This is a genomic window from Paenibacillus sp. AK002 (assembly GCF_053903045.1).
On record NZ_CP096377.1, the window covers coordinates 4,568,314 to 4,591,374 of the forward strand.

The window sequence follows — 23,061 nt, forward strand, 5'->3', positions numbered from 1 at the left end:
ACTGCCATCCGGAAGCTTACTCCAGATGATGAATCCCCGGTGCGGACGAACAATTGCCCTTCGTCATGCAATCCGGAAAGTCATAATATCGAATTCCTAGTACGCTCTCGCGAACAGCACCGTATGCTTCGCATCCTCGCCGCATACGAGACACTTGGTTTTGTTCTCGGCCGGTTCAAACGGAATGTTTCTGCTCGTCGCGCCGGTTTCCTGCTTCACGGTGTCTTCGCAAGCTTCCGAACCGCACCATCCTGCCAAGGTAAACCCGCGCTTGTCCTCCATGCTGTCCTTCATTTCGTCCAGCGTCTCCACCGAATAGAAATGATCCTCGCGGAACTGCTTCGCACGATCGAACATTTCCTGATGCACCTGTTCCAGCATGCTCTGCACTTCCTGGATCAAGTTGGCCTGCTCCACAACCTTCTTCTCGCCCGTAATGCGGGAAACGAGCACGCAGACGCCATTCTCCATATCACGAGGCCCGATCTCCAGACGAACCGGAACACCGCGCATTTCGTACTCATTGAATTTCCAGCCTGGACGCACATCCGGATTGTCGTCCACCCGTACGCGGATCCCGGCGGATTTCAGTTCACGGAACAGCTCGTCCGTACGGCCCACGACGGCGTCTCTCGTCTTCGGAGGCCCGATTGGAATCATGATCACTTGAGTCGGCGCAACTTTTGGAGGAAGCACCAATCCCCGGTCGTCCCCATGGACCATAATCAAGGAGCCGATAAGACGCGTGCTGACGCCCCAGGAAGTCGTATGTGCGTATTCCAGCGTATTTTCACGGTTCAAATATTGAATATCGAAAGCTTGCGAGAAGTTGGTACCCATGTAGTGTGATGTGCCTGCTTGTACAGCCCGACCGTCTTTCATCATCGCTTCGATGGAGAACGTGTCCACGGCACCCGCGAATTTCTCCGAAGGCGTCTTCTGCCCCTTGATCACCGGAATCGCGAGATAGTCCTCTACGAATTGCTGATAGATATCGAGCATTTGCATGGTTTCCCCTCTTGCTTCCGCTTCCGTTTCATGCGCGGTATGACCCTCTTGCCATAAAAACTCGCTGGTGCGGAGGAACGGCAGCGTGCGCTTCTCCCAGCGCACCACGTTGGCCCACTGATTGATCAGCACAGGAAGATCACGATAGGATTGAATCCATTTGGAATACATGTGCCCGAACATCGTTTCGGAAGTCGGACGAATAGCCAGACGCTCTTCAAGCTTCTCGCCCGCCGCTTCGGTCACCCATGGCAGCTCTGGATTGAAACCTTCCACATGCTCCTTCTCTTTCTGGAAAAAGCTCTCCGGAATGAACAACGGGAAATAAGCGTTCCGATGTCCCGTTGCCTTAAAGCGCCGATCCAGCTCCGCTTGGATATGCTCCCAAATTTCATAACCGTCCGGTTTAAAGACGATGCAGCCCCGGACTGGGGAATAATCCATCAAGTCCGCTTTTTTGATGACATCGATGTACCAGCGCGAGAAATCTTCTCCTTGCGGCGTGATCTCCGTCACGAATTGTTTATCCTTCGATTCCTTAGACATATAAATCGTGTTCCTCCCATTAATAAAACGCATGGTCTAAGCCGTTCATTCAGGCGGCTTGACTGGACGTTATTGGCGATATGTGTGAACGGGCCGCGGCTATAAAGCGCGCCCTGTATTATAGCAACTCAGTTATGCGTGAAACTCCGCTAACAATAGAAAAAGGTACGGCTTTCGTCGCGGCTGGCGCACCGAGCCGTACCTTAAGGTCTATCCGTTGATCAATCGCAAAATATCGTTATAGGTGACGGCAATCATTAACAGGAACAGCATCGCAAACCCGATAAAGTGAACCATGCCTTCCCTGTTCGGGTCAACCGGCTTGCCCCGTAATGCCTCGATCCCCAAGAATACGAGCCGGCTTCCATCCAGCGCCGGAATCGGCAGCAGGTTGAATATGCCCAGGTACAAGCTTAGAATGGCCGCCCAATAGGTCAACTGTTCGATACCCTGTTTGGCGATTTGCCCCGTGACCTCAAAGGTGCGCACAGGACCGCCTAAATCATCCATGGAAAACTTCTGAATCAACTGTCTGAAGCCCTGGAAAATAATATTGGTGGTGTCAACCATCGCCGTCCCGGAGCCGGTAATCGTCTCTCCAAGCCCTGCGGATCGGGTAGGAAGCTCAGGAACGATCCCGACCTTGCCGCCTTCCTGGCCCTCCATGGTCCGAGGCGTCAACGTCAAATCGAAAGATTCCTCGCCCCGACGTACGGTCCATTCCATCGGCTTGTCCTTGGAGGCCGCAATCAATTCGATCATCTTCTGATAATCGGCCCCAATCGCCGTTCCATTGATGCTCTCGATGATGTCGCCCTCTTTCAGATCCGCTTCGTCTGCTGGCATGCCTTTCGTAATCTCGCCAATCTGTACGTAGGTTGGATTCTCGACCGGTATACCGGCCATCTGAATGTGAAGGGCAAACAGCACGAAGGCCAAAATAAAGTTCATGACAGGGCCGGCAAATATCGCAAGCGCTCTTTGGCCGACGGTCTTGCTGCCGAACTGGCGGTCTCTCGGTGCGATCTGCGTCTCGACACCTTTAGCTACCGTTAATGCTTGCGGATGGATCTCGTACTGCTGAAATTCACCATCCACATCAAGCCTAACCGACAAACGGTCCACCATGTCCATAAACTGGACTTCGCCGCGAATGACATTTTTACGGTTGTCGAGTTGATCCAGATAAATCTTTTTCACTTGATTCTCTGCGTTCACTCGAACCGCAATCGTCTGACCGGGCTGAATCTCGACAAGTTCCGGATCTTCTCCGGCCATGCGGGCATATCCGCCGAACGGGAGAAGACGAAGCGTGAACTGCGTTTCATGGCGTTTATATGAGAACAGCTTAGGACCAAATCCAATCGCGAACTCGCGTACCAAGATTCCGGCACGCCGGGCAAAATAATAGTGACCCCATTCGTGCACGGTAACGATCACAAAAAACATGAGCACCGTTAAAAAAACGACCCGAACCATTTCCAATTCTTTACATCCCCCTTTTCCTCTGAGAACGCAGTATGTCCCTATAGATTATCATTATTCTCCTGTCGTCCACAAGAGAATCACAAGCTGTCCGCTTTTTTTCAAGGGAGATTTCAAAAACACTTCAAAACTTATAGTCGGGAAGCTATTTCACGTGCAATCCGATCATTCTCTTCAATCGTCTCCAGCGCCGGTTCCGGCACGTTATGGTGACGATGCAGCACTTCCTCGATAATCTCTTCGATTCGTAGAAAAGAGATTTCGCCGCGGAGAAAGCGGGCGACCGCGATTTCATTGGCCGCATTGAATACCGTTGGCGCTGTACCACCCATTTTACCACATTCATAAGCGAGCCTTAAACAAGGAAAACGCTCAAGGTCCATTTCCCGGAAGTGCAGCTTTCCTGCTTCTGCCAAGGAGAGCCTTGGTGCAGGCGAAGACCACCGCTCGGGATAAGTCAGCGCATATTGAATCGGGACCCGCATGTCCGGGTTGCCGAGCTGCGCGATAATGCTGGAATCGCGGAACTCCACAAAAGAATGGATGATGCTTTCCGGGTGGAGAAGCACGGAAATATTGTCGTACGGTATGCCGTACAACCAATGCGCTTCAATGACCTCAAGCCCTTTATTGACCATGGTCGCAGAATCGATCGTGATTTTGGCTCCCATGGACCAGTTTGGATGCTTAAGCGCATCCTCCACCGTAACGTTAACCAGCTGATCGCGGGTGTAATCCCGGAACGACCCGCCGGAAGCGGTCAGCGTAATCCGTTCGATATCTTCATGCCGTTCTCCGTTCAAGCATTGGAATATGGCGGAATGCTCGCTGTCGATCGGCAAGAGCTTAACCCCTTTTGCAGCGGCTTGAGCGGTAACCAGGTGACCTGCGGTAACCAATGTTTCCTTATTGGCAAGCCCGATCGTCTTCCCCTCGTTAATGGCCGCAAGCGTAGAAGAAAGGCCTAAACTTCCAACGACCGCAGTAACGACCAGCTCGGCGTCTGTCGCTGCCGCAATCTCGATCAGGCCTTCATGGCCATGAAACACTTCGGTTCCGGCAGGAAGATCATGCCTTATGCTGTCAGCAAGCTCTTTCGTCGCAACGGACACTTTTCGCGGAGAAAACTCCTGAACCTGCTGAAGCAGCAATTCCTTATTGCTCCCCGCAGCCAAGCCTTCAATCTGAAATTGTTCCCGGTGCATCCTCACCACATCCAAGGTTTGGGTGCCAATGGAGCCCGTGGAGCCGAGTACGCTGATCTTCTTCATGCTCATCTTTCCTTTCATCAGTAAGGCAGGAGACTCAATATATGTACAAACGGAAATACGACGATCCAACTGTCGCATCGATCCAGTATTCCTCCATGTCCCGGCAGCAGCTTGCCCGAATCCTTGATGTCATACACCCGTTTATAGGCGGATTGCACCAAGTCGCCGAGCTGGCCGATAACGGCGCAGGAAAGCCCAATCAGAACCGCATGTCCAGCCGTCAGGATTCCATCTGAGAAGAATGAAAAGAGCAGCGACGTGAACACGGCGATGATCACACCGCCGAGCGCACCCTCCACCGTTTTGTTCGGGCTTATGGAAGGCCATAATTTATGGCGCCCCATGGCGCGGCCGACAAAATACGCTCCCGCATCACTTGCCCAGATCGAGGCCAGCAGCAAAAAAGTCCAAAATACGCCATGCCCGTCCGGAGCATGCCGAGATTCGGCTATGAAGGAAAATCCGATGCCGATATAGACCGATGCCAAAAACAATAAAGAGATCCGTTTGATATCTATCGTATTTTTCGTGGTCACCGTCGCCAGCAAAAATAAGAGCAGCAGGAGCCAAAGCACATGTTCCCATGGGATCGGAAGTTTCAGATCAAGCGGACCCCATGGAAATACAAGCAGCAGCACTCCCGCATACCCGATCCATGCCGTTCCCCCGAACGGTGCCGTATGGGTCATGCGCACAAACTCATAGTAACCGACTAGCGCCATCGCCAGAATCAGAAGATGGTACCACAGACCGCCTATGAAACATAATCCTAAAAAGACCGCTCCCGCTATAATTCCGGTAATCAATCGCTGTTTCAAAACGTTCCATCCTCCATCGGCTACGACAGTCCACCGTAGCGCCTAGTTCTTTGTTGATAATCGGCTACGGCCTCCACCAAATGGTCTTTGGTGAACTCCGGCCAATAGGCATCCGTAAACCATAACTCGCTGTACGCGAGCTGCCACAACATAAAATTGCTCAGCCGCAGCTCGCCGCTTGTGCGGATCAGTAAATCCGGATCCGGCAATTCGCCTGTGAGGAGCCGCTGGCCAATCAGTTCCTCTGTAATGTCCTCAGGACGGAGAATTCCGTCTCGCACTTCCCGTCCGAGCGCCTTGACACTTTCGGTGATCTCTTTCCGGCTGCCGTAATTGAGCGCAAAGTTAAGCACAAGCCCGTCATTGCCGGCAGTTTTCGCAACAGCTTCTTCCATCGCAGACACGGTATGGGACGGAAGGTCTTCCGGATGCCCCATCATGCGGACCTGGACATTTTTCTCGATCAGCTCTTCCAGCTCAATAGCCAGAAACTCCTGCGGAAGCTTCATCAGAAAATCGACCTCATCCTTCGGACGCGTCCAGTTTTCCGTAGAGAAAGCATACATCGTCAATATTTTGATTCCCAACTCATCGGCGGCTATGGCAGCTCTTTTGACAGCCTTCATGCCATTCTGATGGCCAACGATCCGCGGCATGCCGCGCCGTTTCGCCCAACGCCCATTGCCATCCATGATGATGGCAACATGATGCGGGATGTTGTCCGGAGAGAGCTGATGCGTCTGCTGACTGTCCTCCTGATTCAACCACGATCGAACCCGTTTGATCATTCCATTTCCTCCAGGCATCTTTCTGCAAAAAAAGAGACAAACCCCACCATTGACAGGAGGGGCCACAAGTCTCTTATACTTCCATAATCTCTTTTTCTTTTGCAACGAGGACTTTGTCGACTTCTGCGATAAATTTATCCGTCGCTTTTTGGATATCTTCCTGATGTCTCCGGGACTCGTCCTCGGAAATATCCGTTTTCTCCAATTTTTTGATGTCGTCGTTGGCATCACGGCGAATGTTGCGGATGGCCACTTTCGCTTCCTCGCCGAATTTCTTCGTCATTTTCACCAGTTCGGTTCTGCGTTCTTCCGTCAGTGCAGGTACGACGAGACGAATTTGATTACCATCGTTCGCCGGTGTCAATCCGATATCCGATTTCATGATCGCTTTCTCGATATCCGCCAAGGACGACTTGTCCCAAGGCTGAATCATGAGCGTTCTGGAATCCGGCGTGCTGATGTTAGCCAGCTGATTCAGCGGAGTTTGCGCTCCGTAGTATTCCACCGTGATCCGGTCGAGGAGCGCCGGCGCTGCCCGCCCTGCGCGCAGAGTTGCCAAGTCACGTTTCAAAGACAGGATCGCTTTTTCCATGCGTTCTTCTGCATTCTTTTTCACCGATTGCGGCATTAGTCTACACTCCCTTTAACGATCGTTCCGATTTTCTCGCCCAGAACGACGCGCTTGATATTACCTTGCTCCGTAATAGCGAAGACGATGAGCGGGATGTTGTTGTCCATACATAACGATGAAGCTGTAGAGTCCATTACCCCAAGGTTTTTGTTCAATACGTCTAGATACGTCAGCTGCTCGTACTTCTCGGCAGTTTCATCCTTAAATGGATCAGCGGAGTACACTCCGTCCACCTTGTTCTTCGCCATAAGAATCACTTCTGCTTCGATTTCCGCGGCGCGAAGCGCTGCAGTCGTATCGGTGGAGAAGTATGGGTTCCCTGTTCCTGCCGCAAAAATAACGACACGGCCCTTTTCCAAATGCCGAATGGCTCTGCGGCGAATATACGGCTCTGCAATTTGCTGCATGGAGATCGAGGTTTGCACCCGGGTCGGCACATCGATTTGCTCCAAAGCATCCTGAAGGGCCAAAGAGTTCATCACCGTTGCGAGCATTCCCATATAGTCCGCTGTCGCACGGTCAATTCCGTTCGCGCTGCCGGCGATACCGCGCCAGATGTTGCCGCCGCCGCATACGATCGCGACCTCCACACCAAGCTCGACAACCTCGCGAACCTGCTCAGCGATCGATGAGATCGTCTCAGCATCAATACCATATCCATTCTGCCCTGAAAGGGATTCCCCACTGACTTTCAATATCACTCGTTTATATACAGGCTGTTCCAAATGATAACCCTCCACTTTAAGACGGCGCCTTAAGTATACGACGCCCGTTTGAAAAACGACAGACAGACACACCGGCACTGCTTGACGGTTTATAAAAATCGGGTAAAAACATCCGTCTCAAGTAGAAACTTCTGGTCGTCTAATCAAGACCTAAGTCCATTCTTTCTTGTGAGATAAGGGTAGTCTTTACTCCGAATTTATAACAATCTTATCTCTCTTATGCCTTTATATCTCTTAAAAAAGAAGGAACACAGGTGTGTTCCACTCTTTTCTATAACTTATATTAGCCTATCCGGCTTATTTATTCACCTGGGCCATAACTTCTTCTACGAAGTTGTCTTGTTTTTTCTCCAAGCCTTCGCCCAATTCGAAACGGGCAAAACGACGAATGGAGATGTTCTCGCCGATTGTGCTGATTTTTTCGTTAAGCAGCGTGCTGATCGTTTTGTCCGGATCCTTGATGAAAGGCTGCTCAAGCAAGCAATACTCTTCATAGTATTTGTTGATGCGGCCTTCAACCATTTTCTCAACGATTTTTTCAGGCTTGCCTTCGTTCAGGGCTTGGTTTTTCAAAATTTCTTTTTCTTTCTCAAGCTCGTCACTAGGTACTTCTTCACGACGAACGTATTTAGGGTTTGCAGCAGCAATATGCATTGCGATATCGCGAGCAAACTCTTTAAATTGATCCGTTTTGCCTACGAAGTCTGTTTCACAGTTGATTTCCACGAGAACGCCGATGCGTCCGCCACCGTGAATGTAAGACTCGACAACGCCTTCCGTTGCAACGCGTCCAGCTTTGTTAGCCGCTGCGGACAAGCCTTTCTCGCGAAGCACCGCGATCGCTTTTTCGATATCACCGTTTGTTTCGTCGAGCGCTTTTTTGCAATCGAGCATGCCCGCGCCTGTTCTTTCGCGAAGTTCTTTTACCGCACTAGCTGTTACTGCCATTAGAATTCCCTCCATATTGGTATGATCAAGTATGGCGGTCGGAATCTGGAAGCAGCCGTCCTTCGACGTGCTCTCCAAGAATTCCGGACCGCTTAAGTATTTGTTTCCCTTGCCCTGCCAGAAGCTGATGTTCGTAGCGCAATCCGGCCTGACATCTTAAAAAAAGGGCAGTGAGAGGTTATACACCTACCAACCACCCTTTTCATTTAATTCATGGTTTATACGTTTAATCCCGATTAAGCTGTTGTTTCTTCGCCTTGGTGAGCTTCAACAACGGCATCGGCCATTTTACCAGTCAACAATTTGACAGCGCGGATCGCGTCATCGTTACCTGGAATTACATAGTCGATTTCATCCGGATCGCAGTTCGTATCAACGATACCGACGATTGGGATACCCAATTTGCGAGCTTCCGCAACAGCGATGCGCTCTTTGCGAGGATCGATAACGAACAATGCGCTTGGAAGGCCCTTCATGTTCTTGATACCGCCCAGGAATTTCTCAAGACGATCTTTCTCTTTGCGGAGAAGGATGACTTCTTTCTTAGGCAATACTTGGAACGTGCCGTCTTCTTCCCAAGTTTCGAGCTGCTTCAAGCGGTTGATACGCTTTTGGATCGTTTCGAAGTTAGTCAGAGTTCCGCCGAGCCAACGTTGGTTGATGTAGAACATGCCGCAACGCTCTGCTTCTTCCTTCACGGAATCTTGAGCTTGTTTTTTCGTGCCGACGAACAGGATTGTACCGTTCTCACCAGCTACGCTTTTTACGAAGTTGAATGCTTCTTCAACTTTCTTGACCGTTTTTTGCAGGTCGATAATGTAGATACCGTTTCTTTCAGTGAAGATAAATTTATCCATTTTCGGGTTCCAGCGACGAGTCTGGTGACCGAAGTGAACGCCAGCTTCCAAAAGCTGTTTCATGGAAATTACTGCCATCTTCACGCACCTCCTAAGTTTGGTTTTTGTGTGTCCCTCCGCCAAGATCATTTTCCATTAAGACTCCCATTCCAGGAAGCACCCTCAACGGAATCACTCTGGCGTGTGTTTTAACACCGTCAATTACTATAACATAACCATGGGCAGGTTGCAATGTCTTTTGTGTGCATGACCAGCTCAAGCCAATCAGGGGCTTGAAGAGTAACAATAAAGAAAAAAACCACTCTCAACCGGAGTGCTAGTTGGAGGGTTTTGTTGTGATCTTTGTGATAATCGAATTGTAGCTCTCGCCGATCGTAAACGAGTACGTACCGCTCAGGATTCTGGTGTTGATTTTATTCTCGGTAGCTTTATTGATGAATGCCTGTTTGTTGTCAATGACGCCGGCATTCAAAAGGCTGTTTGCTACATCGCTGAGATTGTTTCCGGACGGAATCTTTACTTGAATAGACGCCTCCGCTTTAGCCGGTGTTTTCGGCTTGGCCGGATTCGTTACCTGGGAAGAAGGTTCCGGTTTCTTCTGCGCGTCCGTTTCAGGCTTCTCCGGGCTCTCCGGTTTCTTCGGCGCCTCAGGCTTCGTCGCTTCAGGCTTATCGACCGGTTCGGCACCTTCGGACTCGCCTTCTCCCTCGCCCAGCCTCTTCTCTTCCCACTGCTCCGCCGTCATCAGCTCGTCCGTACCTTCGACGACCTGCATATCCAAAGCCTCTGCTGCAGCCACCAGCTGCTCCTTCGTTAACTCCTTTGTCTCCGAAGCGGTTGCACCTTGGCCGATCCACATCAGCTGCAGCAGCACAGCGGCGATCACCAGACCGCTCCCGAGGCCCATCATAAACATTCGGTTCTTGATCACACGGATTCCTCCTGTTTGGCCAACTGGATAATGAGTTGAACTTCGCCTCGCTGAAGTCCCGTGGACTTGGCTATCATATCGATAGATTTGCCTTGTTCATATAAATCAAACAGTTCCGCGTATCTGGATTTGATGGAATGGACCGGAGGGGCATGATCCGCCTCCGATGACGCTGCAGCCGCTTCTGCAGACAAAGAAGCCGCCGCAGCTGCCTGCGCCAGCTTCTCTTCAGCCGTTCGAAGACGCGTTTGCGATTCGGTCATTTTCTGCTCCATGGCCAGCATGCGCTGCCGCAAATCGCTGACCTGCTCCTGATGCGCTTGCTGCTTGGCATCAAGTTCTTTCTTCATTTGACTAACCAGCTCGACCAGCTGCTCGTTCTCGTTCTGGATTTCCGCCATGTATCCTTCAAGCGTGTTCTCGACTTCCTTTACAACCCGCTCGCTGGACACGGTCTCTTCCCGGCGTTTCGGCAGCATGAAAGCATACAGCACGGCCGCAATGCCTAGCAGCACGATATATATCCACGGTTTCAAATCCATTAACTCCTTTGTGCCTATAAATTATCTAGAGCGAAACATCGAAATTTTTGCCTTTATAGGGATGCTCCGCCGGCTGTTCCAAAGTCTCGACCGCTTCTGCAGACCCCCGCCCTTGCTGCTGGCCTGAGGACTGGCGGCTCCCGTCATCCCGCACGGCTGTTTCGGCCGTCTCGCTCACTTCCGTGCTTCGCTGGGCTTCGGCCCGGCTGTTCTTGGTTTGTTCACCTGCTAACAGCATCTGTTCGTTCTGCGGCCGCTGCTGGAATTCGTTATGAACCTTGCCCGCTTCATTGGTTCTCGGGACCGCAATTTGCATCTCAACCGATTTTAAACTCAATGGAATCACCTCATGGTATAGGGATCATGTCCGCAAGCATTGTAATTGTCTTTCATTCCTACAACAACGGAACCATGGTGATATCTCCTTCATGATAGTAAAAAGAGACCCGCTGCGTGGGATCCTTAACAAATCGGGTGTACCGCCCGATAACGATTTTGGCGCCGCCGTAGATCGTCTTTACCACATTCACTCTAGCTTTGCCGGTATCCTCCAGCATCTTCTCGATTTCCAGCATGCGTTCCTTAATGTCGGCTTGCTCTGCCATGTTGGATTTTTTGGTCGCATTCAGCTTGATTCGCAGCGCCAGCTTGTCCGGCGACAATTGTCCGGAGGAAGCCAACTGGTTCAAGAGATAAAGCGCTTTATCGGTTTTGTCCATGCTCTCTAACGAAAGCTTCAATTGGGCCCTTAAATCCGCCAGTTCATTCCGCAGCTCGGGAAGAACGCCCACTTCAATGACGGTAGCCGTCGACATGCTGTTTCCGATCGTGCGCGCAACGACCTTTTCCCCGGCTTGCAGAATGCCGCCCACCACGAGCCCTTTCATCCCGTTGCATTCGATATTCTGGACGGCCCGTATATTGGAATGCATGATGCTCTGCGACACGAATACGCTGGCGCCCGCAACGACGTTGCCATCCTGAATGAACGAGCTTTTGACGTCCTGGCCCGCCTTAACGTAACCCTTGTTATAACCGATGATCCCGCCTGATATATCAATGGATCCTTCAGCCTCCAGCTCGGCACCTTCCACAAAGCCCGTGACTCGAATGTCCCCTGCCGCCTTGATTTTGAACCCGGTCAGCACATTCCCGCGAATGACCACCGTACCGACAAAATCGATATTGCCAATGCTGTAATCCACGTCCCCGTTAATTTCATATACCGGGAACACATTGATTTTGCCTTTTTCGGTTTTGGTGAGCAGTCCGTCAAGCGCGGCATACATGGCGCTTTTCTCGGCGTTGACCACCACGTTCTTTCCCACCTTGAAATGTGCTTCCTTTCCCGGCTTGCTCGGTATCTCTTCACCGGTGACCGCGGTTCCAGGCACACCCTTCGTAGGCGGGATTCGGGTAGCCAGCAGCTGCCCCTTCTTTACATTATTTAAACGAATCACTTCTTTGTAGTCCACTTTGCCGTCCTCGTCCTCCAGCGGCTTCAGATTCGTCTCATTCCCGAAATCAACGGTAAATTGAATCTTACCGTTCTGTCCGTGCGTCGGTTCCGTTCCCATGGCAATCGGCGTTTTGCTATATTGATATTCCTCCCCATGGTCCGCAATTCGCCGCAAGGTATCATATTGAATGCCATACCGAATCTGATGGCTTCTGAGAAACTGTTCAAGAGCCTCGACGGAGCAAGAAAAATCCTTCTCCCACTTGGTGAACTGTATATAGGCGACGACCTTGTCATCCGATAGCGAAACGCTAAAGTATTGATCCAATGCATAATCTACAGACAATCCAGGAACCCCCTTCATAAATGGCAAGCGTCAATCGTTTTGCATCAGCAAATCCCGATCTTTATCGAGCGCGCCCCGAAGTCTCAAAATCGCTTTGGAATGAAGCTGAGATATTCGTGAAGGTGATAGCGACATCACTTCAGCTATTTCGCTGAGTGATAAATCCTCATAATATAATAAGGAAACTACGGTCCGCTCTTTCGGGGTTAATTTACCGATACCCTTCATCAGGGCTTCTCGCAGATAAAATTCATGGACCTTGTGATCCGGATTCTTCGCTTTCTCATCAACCAGGAGCGACATTCGGGTCTCAGACTCCTCCTCGCGGATCGGATCTTCCAAAGATGTCAATGTCATGACCGCCACTTCCTGCAGCATGTGCCGGAACTCCTTCTCGGTCACGTCAAGGTAATCGCTCATCTCGGAATCACTGACGCTGCGTAAATACTTCTGTTCCAACTGCTGATATGCAGTTTCAATCTTCTTCGCCTTCTCACGGACAGAACGCGGTACCCAATCCCCTTGGCGCAGCGAATCCAGAATAGCACCCCGCACCCGCCAAGAGGCATAGGTTTCGAATTGCAGCCCTCGTTTGTAATCGAACTTCTCGATGGCGTCAATCAGACCCATTACCCCATTGCTGGCCAAATCTCCCTTAGAAACGTTCTTCGGAAGACCGATGGCCAATCGGCTTGAAACATAGTCAACGATGTGCAAATGATATTCGATAAGTTTCTTCTTCGCTTCATGGTCTCCATCTTCCTTCCATGCGCTCCATAAATCCGCATGGTTAAGGACGGAAGTTTTACGTTCGTCCAATTGCCTTCACCCTCCTTATTTTTCCGTAAGGTGACGAACGGCCTTGGCCAGTTCTTCAGGATCTTTCGTTGAAACCAGCTTAGGAGGATTCAGCGGTACAAAGTCTCCATTCTCTTTGCTGCTGGATTCGGCATGGATCAAATCCATCAATTCCCGATCCTCATCAGGCGTGGATAAGTCAAGAACGGTTCCTCGGTCCTGCTCCCGCTGCGAGCCTGCGTCCCCTTTTTCGGCTGCTTGCGGCCCCGTAATGGCAGCAAACATCCAATTCAGCAGGAACGCCAGAAGAAACCAGATCGCGCATGCAATCAGCGCCCGATACATGCTAGTCATCCACAAATTGTTACGTATGGAGAAAATAAATGTGAACACAAACCCGGCAATTCCGGTAATCAGATAAAAACGGAGTTTTCCCATCATCGCTACAATTCCTTTATGCCCTTTTGTACGCTTCGTATTGTAAACTTACCCGTTGCGCAGTCCAACTCAACGGTTCTCCCGTAATTTCCTCCGGTGTCCTCGGCAATCAGCATGATTCCCATCTGCTCGAGTCCCGCTTTGCATGACTCCACATTCCGGGGACCGATGCGCATCGTATCGCCCGAACCCGCAAAAGCAAACATCTGAGCCCCTCCGGCCATTTTGGCTACCATCCGTGCCGGAGACGCCCCCAAATTCCTCATCTTGTTCAGCAGGATGGGAAGAGCCGTATCGGCGTATTTGGCCAGATTCAGCTGCCCCTCCCTGGCAATCGCCGAGGATGGCAGCATGACATGCGCCATGCCGCCAATCTTCGTGACCGGATCATATAACGTCAGTCCTACGCATGAGCCGAGTCCCGTTGTACGCAATATACCGTTCGGACCTGCGACGTTCAGATCCGCCATGGCTACTTTCACTATTGTTTGTTCTTCAATCATGCTCCAAAGGCACTCCCAAAGCTTCGAATATTTGAGCAAATGATTGTGGATCAGGTATGAGGAAGAATTGGCCTTCCACCTCGTTTTGCCCTTCCAGGAACGTCGTGTTGATTAAGAGGGCATCGTCTCCCATTTCTCCGAACTGCAGCAATCCATAACTTAGGATGGCACCTGCCATATCCATTGCCAATGCCGGCACCGTGGGTGTCATGGACAGATTCGTGAAGTCAGCGAGCGACGATAAGTACGAGCCTGACAAAATATTTCCGATCTCGCATAAGGCGGACTGCTCCATCTCGGAGAATGGCTCCTCCTCCGATACTTCAATGCCCGCCAGATTCAGCAGAAGGTTCTTCCCGGCTTCCGGACTCATAATAAAGAAGAGATTCCCCGGAGCGCTTCCTTCAACCCGTAAAAATACGGCAAGAACGAGCTGTTCGCTCCCCCCGACGCTTTCGGCAATCTGTTCGAACGGCAGGAGTTGAACCTTAGGAACCGCCATATCAATAGGCTTGTTAAGCAAACGGGAGAGGGCGGTTGCCGCATTGCCCGCTCCGATGTTTCCCACTTCCTTCAAAACATCCATTTTGATTTCTTTGCCATGCTTAAACAGCTCCACTGTCTACTCCTCAAGGCCTTCCAGCTGAATAATCTCACTCTTGTTCAACACTTCGGACAAATTCAGCATGACGAGAAGGCGCTCCTCTCCTACCTTCGCGACACCGCGAAGATATTTCGCTTTGATTCCGCCGACAACCTCAGGTGGAGAGTCAATGCTGTCCGTATTCAGATCGATGACATCACTTGCCGAATCCACGATAAAGCCAACCTGCATATCATTGACTGCCACGATAATAACCCGTGTTTGATCGGTAGCTTCAACCTCTTCCAGACCGAATCGGCCGCGCAGATTGATCACTGGGATGACGACGCCTCGCAGGTTGATTACCCCTTTTACGAAAGCGAAGGTTTTGGGAACGCGCGTAATGGGCATCATTCTTTCGATGGTTTGAACCTTGTCCACCTCGATGCCGTATTCTTCCTCGCCAAGTCTAAAGACGATAACCTTGATTTCTTCTCCCATGAATAAGTCCTCCTTCAGAATGTGTGGCCTGCCGTGCTTGATAGCAACCCATTATTTGATAAATGCATTTGCGTCGATGATAAGAGCCACTTGTCCATCTCCAAGAATGGTAGCGCCGGATACCCCTTGTATGGCAGGCAGATATTTGCCCAGGTTTTTAATGACGATTTCACTCTGTCCGATAAAATCATCAATGGTGAGCGCAGCCAAACGATCCCCTTTGCGGATCACAACAATCTCCGTTTCCTCTTCCCGCTCCTCATCAAAATCCGGAACTTCAAACAAACGGCTAAGCGAGATCACCGGTATCATCGACTCCCGGAACTGAATCATGCGGCTTCCGTGCACATGCTTGATCTGCCCGCGCTTGATGATGCCCGTTTCAACGATGGAGGACAACGGAATCGCATATTTCTCCGATCCCATCCGGATCAGCATGGCTGCAATGATGGACAGCGTTAATGGAAGCTGAACCGAAAAATTGGTGCCTTTTCCCGGAGTGGAGTAGATCGTGACGTTACCGCCCAAGGCAACAATCTTCGATTTAACGACGTCGAGTCCTACGCCGCGGCCGGATACATCCGAAATTTTCTCGGCGGTGCTGAATCCGGGAGCGAACAGCAGCTGATTCACCTCGTCATCTGTCATGGACGCTGCCTCAGCTTCCGTGACGACGCCTTTGGCCAGCGCATTCTTCAAAATTTTATCGCGGTAGATGCCGCGCCCGTCGTCTTCAATCTCGATGAACACATTGTTGCCGCTATGGAACGCGCGCAGGTGCACGGTACCGGTCTCCGGTTTACCGGCTGCTATGCGGTCGGCAACAGGTTCGACGCCATGGTCAGCCGAGTTTCGCAGCAAGTGGACCAGAGGGTCGCCGATCTCGTCGATTACCGTGCGGTCCAGCTCCGTGTCGGCCCCGGTAATAATCAAGTCGATCTTCTTGTCCAATGTTTTGGCAAGGTCCCGCACCATCCTTGGAAAACGGTTGAACACCGTATCCACAGGCACCATGCGCAGCTTCAGGACGATATTCTGCAAATCGCTGCTTACGCGGCTCATATGCTCAACCGTGTCCGTCAGCTCCTGGTTTTTGGACTCGCTGGCCAGCTGCTCCAGGCGCACCCGGTCAATCAGAAGCTCGCTAAACAGATTCATCAATACATCCAGCCGTTCAATATCAACCCGGATCGTTCTAGAAGGATTGCCTCCCCCCGCATTACGCGCAGGCGCCTTGGATTCTTTGGCAGGCGCAGGAGCGCTTTTGGCTTCCGGTGAACCCCCGGCCGCCGGAGCTGCCGTAGGAGCTTCGGGCTTCACCGCTTCGGCTGTAGCCGCGCTCTCCTGAACCATTTGCTGCAAGGATTCATGATCGAGCGCCACCACCGTCGCAGCTTCAATCTCTGAAACGCCCAGAATCTGGCTTTCAATATCTTGCGTTTCTCTTTGCGTTATGTAATACAACGAAAATACGCGATCGAATTCACCTTGTTCAATCTCTTGAACGTCCGGATAGGTCTTGACGATTTCACCGGATCTCTCCAGCGTTTCGAATACCATGTAGGCCCGAACCGCTTTGAGTTGGCAATCCTCTCGCAATGTCACTTGGATATATAGAACCTGATGACCTTCTGAAATCGATTGATCCAGCACGGAAAATTGAAACTCATCCAATTCGATTCCCTGAACGGCCACAGCGGCGTTATTCCCTTCGACAGATCCCCCGTTAGTCGAGGCGCCTTCTCCGCGCACAATGGACTGCAAGGAGGCTACAATGGCGGACACGTCCGCCTTTCCGTCGCCGCCTTCGGTAATATCCTGCACCATCGATTCAAGAGCGTCCAAGCTTTTGAAGAGCGTGTCAAAGATAAAATCCTGCATCTTAAGCTTTTCGTTCCGGACAAGATCCAGTACGTTTTCCATCTGGTGGGTAAGAGAAGCCAGATCTTCAAATCCCATCGTTGCCGCCATGCCTTTCAACGTATGAGCCGATCGGAAAATAATCTGTACGATCCCGATATCGTCCGGGTTGCTTTCTAATTGAAGCATGTTTTCATTTAATGATTGCAGATGATCATTTGACTCATCAATAAACATTGTCAAATATTGATTCATGTCCATTGAGAGACACCTCCTCTTCAAGTTCACTTTCCGTTATTTACAGCTTGAACCATCCTCGGTGCAATTTCATGAAGCGGCAAAACGTGGCTTACGCATCCCAGCTCGACGGCAGATCTCGGCATCCCGTATACGACGCAGGTTTGCTCGCTCTCGGCGAAGGTGGATGTCACGCCGGCATCGTAAAGCTCCTTCATCATTCTCGCTCCATCGCTCCCCATGCCGGTCATCAGAACGGCATGCCGCTTGACCGAGGTCAACGGCAGCAGGGATTCGAACAGCACATCCACCGACGGGCGATGGCCGTTGCGGGTCTCATCCTGGCTTATCCTGATTTGGTACGCACCGCCTTCCGAACGATGAACCCTCATGTGGCTGCCGCCCGGGGCAATGTATGCCTTGCCTGGCTCCAATACCATGCCGTGTTCTGCTTCCATGACCTCCAGCTGACTGAATGAATTCAGGCGCTGGGCAAGCGATTTGGTGAAATTCGGCGGCATATGCTGAACGATGACGATCGGGGCATGGAAGTCGCCGGGAATCTGCTCGAGAAAAGCTTTCAATGCTCTTGGGCCACCCGTTGAGCAGCCGACCGCCACCAAATCTTTCAGGTCGGTTGACGGCTGGGCATTTGCCTCTCTCGGCGGGCGGCTCTCGTTCTTGGGAAGCACGGCTGGCGCCGACTCCGCTTCAGGTTTGCGTTCAACCCGTTTTCGCTTGAAACCGGAAAGCTCCGGTACGTCCGGGAGAGCCGCCTTCTCCCCGACCGAGCGGGATACCGGCATGCGAAGCGGTTCAGCCGGCTTGCCGCGCTGATCCGTTCCTTTGGCCGCCGGTCTCGTTTCTTTCACCTGCGGCTTCTTTTTCGGCGTCGTCTCAGAAGGCTTTGGCGAAAGAGGAAGCGTGATGTCCGCACTCCGCCGTCTCTGCTCTTCTTCTTCCCACAAGGCCCTCCGCTGTTTAGCCTGCATCGCCGCATTCAGCTGCTTCATCAATTCGGAACGCACCTGCTCAATATCAAGCGCATTCGATATGGAAGGCTTTCGTATAAAATCAAATGCTCCTGCCTCGAGGGCAAGAATGGTCTCCCTCATGCCTTGTTCATTAAGGCCGGATAACATGATAACCGGACGGGGTCCCGCATCCATAATGAGCTTCAAAGCATCCAGCCCGTTCATTTCCGGCATTTCTACATCCAGCGTAATAACGTCAGGATTCAGTTCCTTTACTTTCTCAACGGCGTCAAGCCCGTTCTCGGCTGTCCCGACAACCTGGAAAGACTTGTCGCGCTCGATGAAATCGGAAAAGATTTTCCTCATAAATGCGGAATCGTCCACGACGAGCACACGAAAAGGCTTCATAGATGTCCACTCCTATTTCCATTAATCCAACCGAAGAATCATTTCGTACGTTTAAGCCATCGATGCATAAATCCTTTGATTCCCTTCGGAGTTTCCGGCTCCGCGACAGCAGGAACGGCCAAGTAACGAAGCGCGATCCGTCTGATATCACTGGAAGCGTTACACCGTGGATAAGCTGCCGTAAACGGAACCTGTCGCTTAACGGACTGGACAACATGCGTATCATCGGCAATCGAGCCGAGCAGCTTGATGTCGATGTCCAGAAAACGCTGGGCCGTCAAAATAATTTTGCCCGCCGCCTCACGAGCCTCTTCCTCGTCCCCTGCACGGTTGACGATCAGGCTGAACGGAACCTTGCTTTCCGTGCCGTGGACCACCTTGATTAACGCATAGGCATCCGTGATGGACGTCGGCTCCGGCGTCGTAACGACAAAGCATTGATCAGCGGAGGTAATAAACTTCATGTTTTCCTTGGATAAGCCGGCCCCTGTATCGAAGATGATGTAGTCCATCCCGGAAGCAATGCGCTCGATCTGGGATATGAAATAATCCATCTCTTCCTCGGACAGGGACATCATGTCCGCCAAACCCGAACCTCCGGCAATGTAAGGCAGCTTATCCGGCCCATACTGGATCACTTCTTCTATGCTCTTCTCCCGGCGGATGAGATGATACAGGCTGTACCGAGAGGTAACACCCATCAGAACGTCAATGTTTGCCATGCCGATATCGGCATCAAAGACCAGAACCTTTTTTCCCAACGATTGCAAAGTCAATGCAAAATTTAACGTGAAATTGGATTTCCCAACCCCGCCTTTGCCGCTGCTGACGGTTATGATCTTGGCGGTTCTTGCGGAGGTCGCCTTGGCGCTATCCCCGGGCTGCTGGGCCGAAACCAACTGGCGAAGCGAGTGAGCTTGATCCGTCATGTACGACTCTCTCCCAGCAGCAGATGGCATAACCGTTCAGGGTCGGCCATCAACAGATCATCGGGCACATTTTGACCATTGGTCATATAAGACAGGCGAAGGTTGTGGGCATCGATCAGATTAAACAAGGCGCCGTAGCTTCCGGTTTCATCCATCTTCGTGAATATGACCTTATCCAGCTCGTATTTGCTGAAATGATCCGCGATTTCGATCATATCGCTGCTCTTGGATGTGAGGCTGAGAACAAGATAAGTTTCGCTTTGATCGGAATGGGAGAACAGGCTTTGAAGCTCGGAAACGAGCAGCTCATTCCGATAGTTCCGGCCGGCCGTATCCATTAATACCAAATCGCAATCCTGGAGCTTCTGAAGGGCTCGCTGCATGTCGCCGGGCGACTGCACGACCTCCATCGGCACATTGAGAATGGAAGCATAAGTGCGAAGCTGTTCAACGGCGGATATCCGATACGTATCGGACGTAATGAAGCCTACCTTGCGTTGATTACGGAACAGCTGCTCTGCAGCGATCTTCGCAATCGTGGTTGTTTTGCCGACCCCCGTTGGGCCAGCGACATATACGATCCGCGTCCCGGGCTGAACGCCGTCGCCGATACGCCCCTCAAGGAACGCCTCGGCCTGCTTATAAATCACGTTCAGAAGCTCGGTCTCGCTCATCTGCATTTGGCTGGCTTTCCAGGCATCTTCCGCGGCCGCGAGCCACTCTTCCGCCAGCTTGGCCGATAGATCCTGCTTCAGCAGCTGATCCCGGATAACATGCAGCGGCTCGGGAAGATGCTGCGCCTCCAGATTCTGCCTGGATAATCGCGCGATCCATTCCTTCATTTCCTTAAGCTCTTCAAGGACCCTCTGTTCGGATTCGCTGATTCCCAGTCGTGAACTTAACGACTCCTCCTGTCCCCCGCGGGATGGTTTCTTTGCTTCAACAGAAGCAGCGGCTTCCGTTGAATCGCTGCGTACCGCTGCCGTATCGGCCTCTGCAGTCTGCTGCGTCTGGCTGACCTCGTCCTTTTGCCTGTCCACAACCTCCTCGGAAGCTGCCACCTGGCTAAGCAACTCGGCAAAGCGGCTATAGTCGGCCTCTTGCCGAGCATCCGCTGCGTTATCCGCGTTATTCACTGGAAGCGGGGAGGTTTTAGGGCCTTGCTTCGAAATTTCAGCCGTTCGCTGGTAGGCCTTGGGTACAGCCCCTGAGGGAACAGAAGGCGTAACTTTGGGCTTGACCGGGGCAGAGCCCTTGGGCTTCTCCGCCTGCTCTACCGCCGCGATCACCTCTATTTTCTTGCGGGTGAACATTCCGAGGAACCCGCCTACCTTGGTTTCCTTCGTGCTCAGTATGACGGCATCCGCACCCAAATCCGTACGAATATGCTGCATCGCCTCAGGCATCGTGTCGACGATATACCTTTTCACTCTCATAAGTTCACCACTCCGACACTTTGAATTTCGACGTTAGGCTCCAGCTCGCTATAGGACAACACCGGGATATCCTGCATGCTTCGTTCAATGACCTGCCGCAGATACATTCTTATGGCCGGCGAGGTCAGCAGCACGGGCTGCTGTCCCATCTGAATAATCCGATTGACCTGCTCGCTGAGCTTTTGAAACACGCTCTGCGTGGATGCCGGATCCATCGCGAGATAGCTTCCTTGGTCGCTCTGCTGAACGCTCTCGGCGATCTTCTTCTCCAGCTGCGGTCCGACCGTGATGACCCGCATCGCCTCTCCTTCTTGAGCGTATTGCTGTGTAATCTGCCGTGATAGGGCTTGCCTTACATATTCGGTAAGGACATCAGGGTCCTTCGAATAATGCCCGTAGTCGGCAAGGGTCTCGAGAATCGTAACCATATCCCGGATGGAGATCTTCTCGCGGAGGAGCTTGGCCAATACCTTTTGCACTTCCCCGATGGTCAGCACGGAAGGAATGAGCTCGTCCACAAGGACCGGATAGCTTTCTCGAATATTGTCTACCAATGCCTTGGTTTCCTGGCGTCCGATCAGCTCATGGGCATGTCTCTTAATGAGTTCCGTCAGATGGGTAGCAACGACGGACGGTGGATCCACAACGGTATAACCGGCCAGATCCGCCCGTTCCTTCATGGCTTCGTCAATCCACAGTGCAGGAAGCCCGAACGCCGGTTCCGTCGTCTCGATCCCTGTTACGGAATCGTCCTCGTATCCCGGGCTCATGGCGAGATAGTGATTTAATAATAATTCACCGCCGCCGACAGCATTCCCTTTTATTTTTATGACATATTCGTTCGGTTTTAGTTGAATATTGTCGCGAATTCGGATGACCGGCACGACGAGCCCCAGTTCAAGCGCGCATTGTCTCCGGATCATAATGATACGGTCCAATAAGTCCCCGCCCTGCTGCGCGTCTGCCAGCGGAATCAACCCATATCCGAATTCGAATTCGATAGGATCGACCTGCAAGAGGTTGATCACACTTTCCGGGCTTCGCACCTCTTCGATCTGCTGTTCCTCTTCCAACTGCTCCACTTCCACCTGCTTGCGATCCAAATTGTTCTGCATCGTCCGTGCCGCGATAAAAAGTATGAGTGCAATCGGCGCGGTCGTGATCAGATGAATCGGTGTGAAGATCCCCAGCAGCAGGACGGTCCCTGCAACAATGTACAACAGATGAGGATATGAGAAGAGCTGCCCCGTCAGATCCTCAGCCAGATTTCCTTCGGATGAAGCACGCGTAACTATCAGGCCCGCTGCCGTGGAAATCAGGAGAGCCGGAATCTGGCTGACCAATCCGTCCCCGATCGTCAGGATCGAGTAGGTGCTCATCGCGTCTCCGAACGACATGCCGTGAATCGAGATCCCGATAATAAATCCGCCGATCAGATTGATGAGCATGATGACGATCGTGGCGATGGCATCACCCTTGACGAATTTACTCGCACCATCCATGGCGCCGTAAAAGTCGGCTTCGCGCTCGATCTTGCTGCGGCGCTCCCTGGCTTGCTGCTCATTGATCAGACCCGCGTTCAGATCCGCATCGATGCTCATCTGCTTACCCGGCATCGCGTCGAGGGTAAATCTTGCCGCAACCTCGGCTACCCGTTCCGAGCCTTTGGTAATGACGATGAACTGTACGACGACGAGGATCAAGAAGACGATGAAGCCAACCGCAATTTCGCCGTTGGCAATCCATTTGCCGAACGTGGCAACAACTTCGCCTGCGTTAGCTTCCGACAGGATCAGCTTCGTTGTCGATATGTTAAGCGCTACTCGAAAGAGTGTCGTGATGAGCAATAAGGAAGGAAAAATGGAGAAATCGAGCGCTTCCTTCGTATTCATGGCCACCAGCAAAATGATGAGCGCCAGCGAGATATTGATAATCAGAAGTACATCGAGCAGCCATATCGGGATCGGAAGAATCATCATGAGTACGATGCCAATGACACCCGCAAGGACAGATAGATCTTTTATTTTCACTGCACAGAC

23 protein-coding genes are annotated in these 23,061 nt (G+C 51.7%); all 23 read right to left on the minus strand.

Annotated elements, in window-relative coordinates:
- Positions 1-96: 96 nt before the first annotated feature.
- Positions 97-1,554: a proline--tRNA ligase gene (gene proS / locus M1D70_RS20205; RefSeq protein WP_009594764.1), complete on the minus strand. Its 1,458-nt coding sequence runs from the start codon at positions 1,552-1,554 to the stop codon at positions 97-99.
- 210 nt (positions 1,555-1,764) lie between these two features.
- A complete protein-coding gene (gene rseP, locus M1D70_RS20210; protein WP_456290471.1) occupies positions 1,765-3,033 on the minus strand; it encodes an RIP metalloprotease RseP in 1,269 nt (422 codons plus the stop codon).
- Between the two features lie 137 nt (positions 3,034-3,170).
- Positions 3,171-4,310 (minus strand): 1-deoxy-D-xylulose-5-phosphate reductoisomerase, encoded by a 1,140-nt coding sequence (locus M1D70_RS20215; RefSeq protein WP_456287771.1) that lies wholly within the window; start codon positions 4,308-4,310, stop codon positions 3,171-3,173.
- A gap of 17 nt (positions 4,311-4,327) precedes the next feature.
- The gene (locus tag M1D70_RS20220) at positions 4,328-5,128 is read right to left on the minus strand and encodes a phosphatidate cytidylyltransferase (RefSeq protein WP_009594697.1); all 801 of its coding nucleotides are present in this window, start codon (positions 5,126-5,128) and stop codon (positions 4,328-4,330) included.
- Between the two features lie 20 nt (positions 5,129-5,148).
- Positions 5,149-5,916 carry an isoprenyl transferase gene (locus tag M1D70_RS20225; protein ID WP_009594721.1) on the minus strand — a complete coding sequence of 256 codons (768 nt, stop codon included), beginning with the start codon at positions 5,914-5,916 and terminating at the stop codon, positions 5,149-5,151.
- Positions 5,917-5,989: 73 nt separating this feature from the next.
- Positions 5,990-6,544, minus strand: coding sequence for a ribosome recycling factor (frr, locus tag M1D70_RS20230; protein ID WP_009594750.1), 555 nt, complete (start codon positions 6,542-6,544; stop codon positions 5,990-5,992).
- Positions 6,544-7,272 carry a UMP kinase gene (pyrH, locus tag M1D70_RS20235; protein ID WP_006211297.1) on the minus strand — a complete coding sequence of 243 codons (729 nt, stop codon included), beginning with the start codon at positions 7,270-7,272 and terminating at the stop codon, positions 6,544-6,546. Before pyrH ends, frr begins: the two co-directional genes overlap by 1 nt.
- A gap of 297 nt (positions 7,273-7,569) precedes the next feature.
- A complete protein-coding gene (tsf, locus tag M1D70_RS20240; protein ID WP_009594741.1) occupies positions 7,570-8,220 on the minus strand; it encodes a translation elongation factor Ts in 651 nt (216 codons plus the stop codon).
- 236 nt (positions 8,221-8,456) lie between these two features.
- Complete coding sequence (gene rpsB, locus M1D70_RS20245) at positions 8,457-9,155, minus strand: 30S ribosomal protein S2 (RefSeq protein WP_009594753.1); 699 nt, start codon at positions 9,153-9,155, stop codon at positions 8,457-8,459.
- A gap of 238 nt (positions 9,156-9,393) precedes the next feature.
- Complete coding sequence (locus M1D70_RS20250) at positions 9,394-10,008, minus strand: hypothetical protein (protein ID WP_456287772.1); 615 nt, start codon at positions 10,006-10,008, stop codon at positions 9,394-9,396.
- Positions 10,005-10,550 (minus strand): DUF6115 domain-containing protein, encoded by a 546-nt coding sequence (locus M1D70_RS20255; protein ID WP_009594748.1) that lies wholly within the window; start codon positions 10,548-10,550, stop codon positions 10,005-10,007. The genes M1D70_RS20250 and M1D70_RS20255 overlap by 4 nt, the downstream gene beginning before the upstream one ends.
- A 25-nt stretch (positions 10,551-10,575) precedes the next feature.
- The gene (locus tag M1D70_RS20260; protein WP_456287773.1) at positions 10,576-10,887 is read right to left on the minus strand and encodes a hypothetical protein; all 312 of its coding nucleotides are present in this window, start codon (positions 10,885-10,887) and stop codon (positions 10,576-10,578) included.
- A 58-nt stretch (positions 10,888-10,945) separates the two neighbouring features.
- A complete protein-coding gene (locus tag M1D70_RS20265) occupies positions 10,946-12,355 on the minus strand; it encodes a DUF342 domain-containing protein (RefSeq protein ID WP_009594724.1) in 1,410 nt (469 codons plus the stop codon).
- 30 nt (positions 12,356-12,385) lie between these two features.
- Entirely contained in the window at positions 12,386-13,174 is a 789-nt protein-coding gene (locus M1D70_RS20270; protein WP_009594718.1) for a FliA/WhiG family RNA polymerase sigma factor, read from the minus strand.
- Between the two features lie 15 nt (positions 13,175-13,189).
- Entirely contained in the window at positions 13,190-13,594 is a 405-nt protein-coding gene (locus M1D70_RS20275) for a hypothetical protein (RefSeq protein ID WP_456287774.1), read from the minus strand.
- Between the two features lie 2 nt (positions 13,595-13,596).
- Positions 13,597-14,094 (minus strand): chemotaxis protein CheD, encoded by a 498-nt coding sequence (locus M1D70_RS20280; RefSeq protein ID WP_456287775.1) that lies wholly within the window; start codon positions 14,092-14,094, stop codon positions 13,597-13,599.
- Positions 14,087-14,680 (minus strand): chemotaxis protein CheC, encoded by a 594-nt coding sequence (locus M1D70_RS20285; protein ID WP_285857496.1) that lies wholly within the window; start codon positions 14,678-14,680, stop codon positions 14,087-14,089. The genes M1D70_RS20280 and M1D70_RS20285 overlap by 8 nt, the downstream gene beginning before the upstream one ends.
- Positions 14,681-14,716: 36 nt before the next feature.
- Positions 14,717-15,178, minus strand: coding sequence for a chemotaxis protein CheW (locus M1D70_RS20290; RefSeq protein ID WP_009594767.1), 462 nt, complete (start codon positions 15,176-15,178; stop codon positions 14,717-14,719).
- 51 nt (positions 15,179-15,229) lie between these two features.
- Entirely contained in the window at positions 15,230-17,299 is a 2,070-nt protein-coding gene (locus tag M1D70_RS20295) for a chemotaxis protein CheA (RefSeq protein WP_009594704.1), read from the minus strand.
- Between the two features lie 23 nt (positions 17,300-17,322).
- On the minus strand, positions 17,323-18,657 hold the full coding sequence (locus M1D70_RS20300) for a protein-glutamate methylesterase/protein-glutamine glutaminase (RefSeq protein WP_009594752.1): 1,335 nt from the start codon (positions 18,655-18,657) through the stop codon (positions 17,323-17,325).
- Between the two features lie 38 nt (positions 18,658-18,695).
- On the minus strand, positions 18,696-19,586 hold the full coding sequence (locus tag M1D70_RS20305; RefSeq protein WP_456287776.1) for a MinD/ParA family protein: 891 nt from the start codon (positions 19,584-19,586) through the stop codon (positions 18,696-18,698).
- Complete coding sequence (flhF, locus tag M1D70_RS20310; RefSeq protein ID WP_009594754.1) at positions 19,583-21,022, minus strand: flagellar biosynthesis protein FlhF; 1,440 nt, start codon at positions 21,020-21,022, stop codon at positions 19,583-19,585. The genes M1D70_RS20305 and flhF overlap by 4 nt, the downstream gene beginning before the upstream one ends.
- Positions 21,019-23,052, minus strand: coding sequence for a flagellar biosynthesis protein FlhA (gene flhA / locus M1D70_RS20315; RefSeq protein WP_009594696.1), 2,034 nt, complete (start codon positions 23,050-23,052; stop codon positions 21,019-21,021). The genes flhF and flhA overlap by 4 nt, the downstream gene beginning before the upstream one ends.
- Between the last annotated feature and the right edge of the window lie 9 nt (positions 23,053-23,061).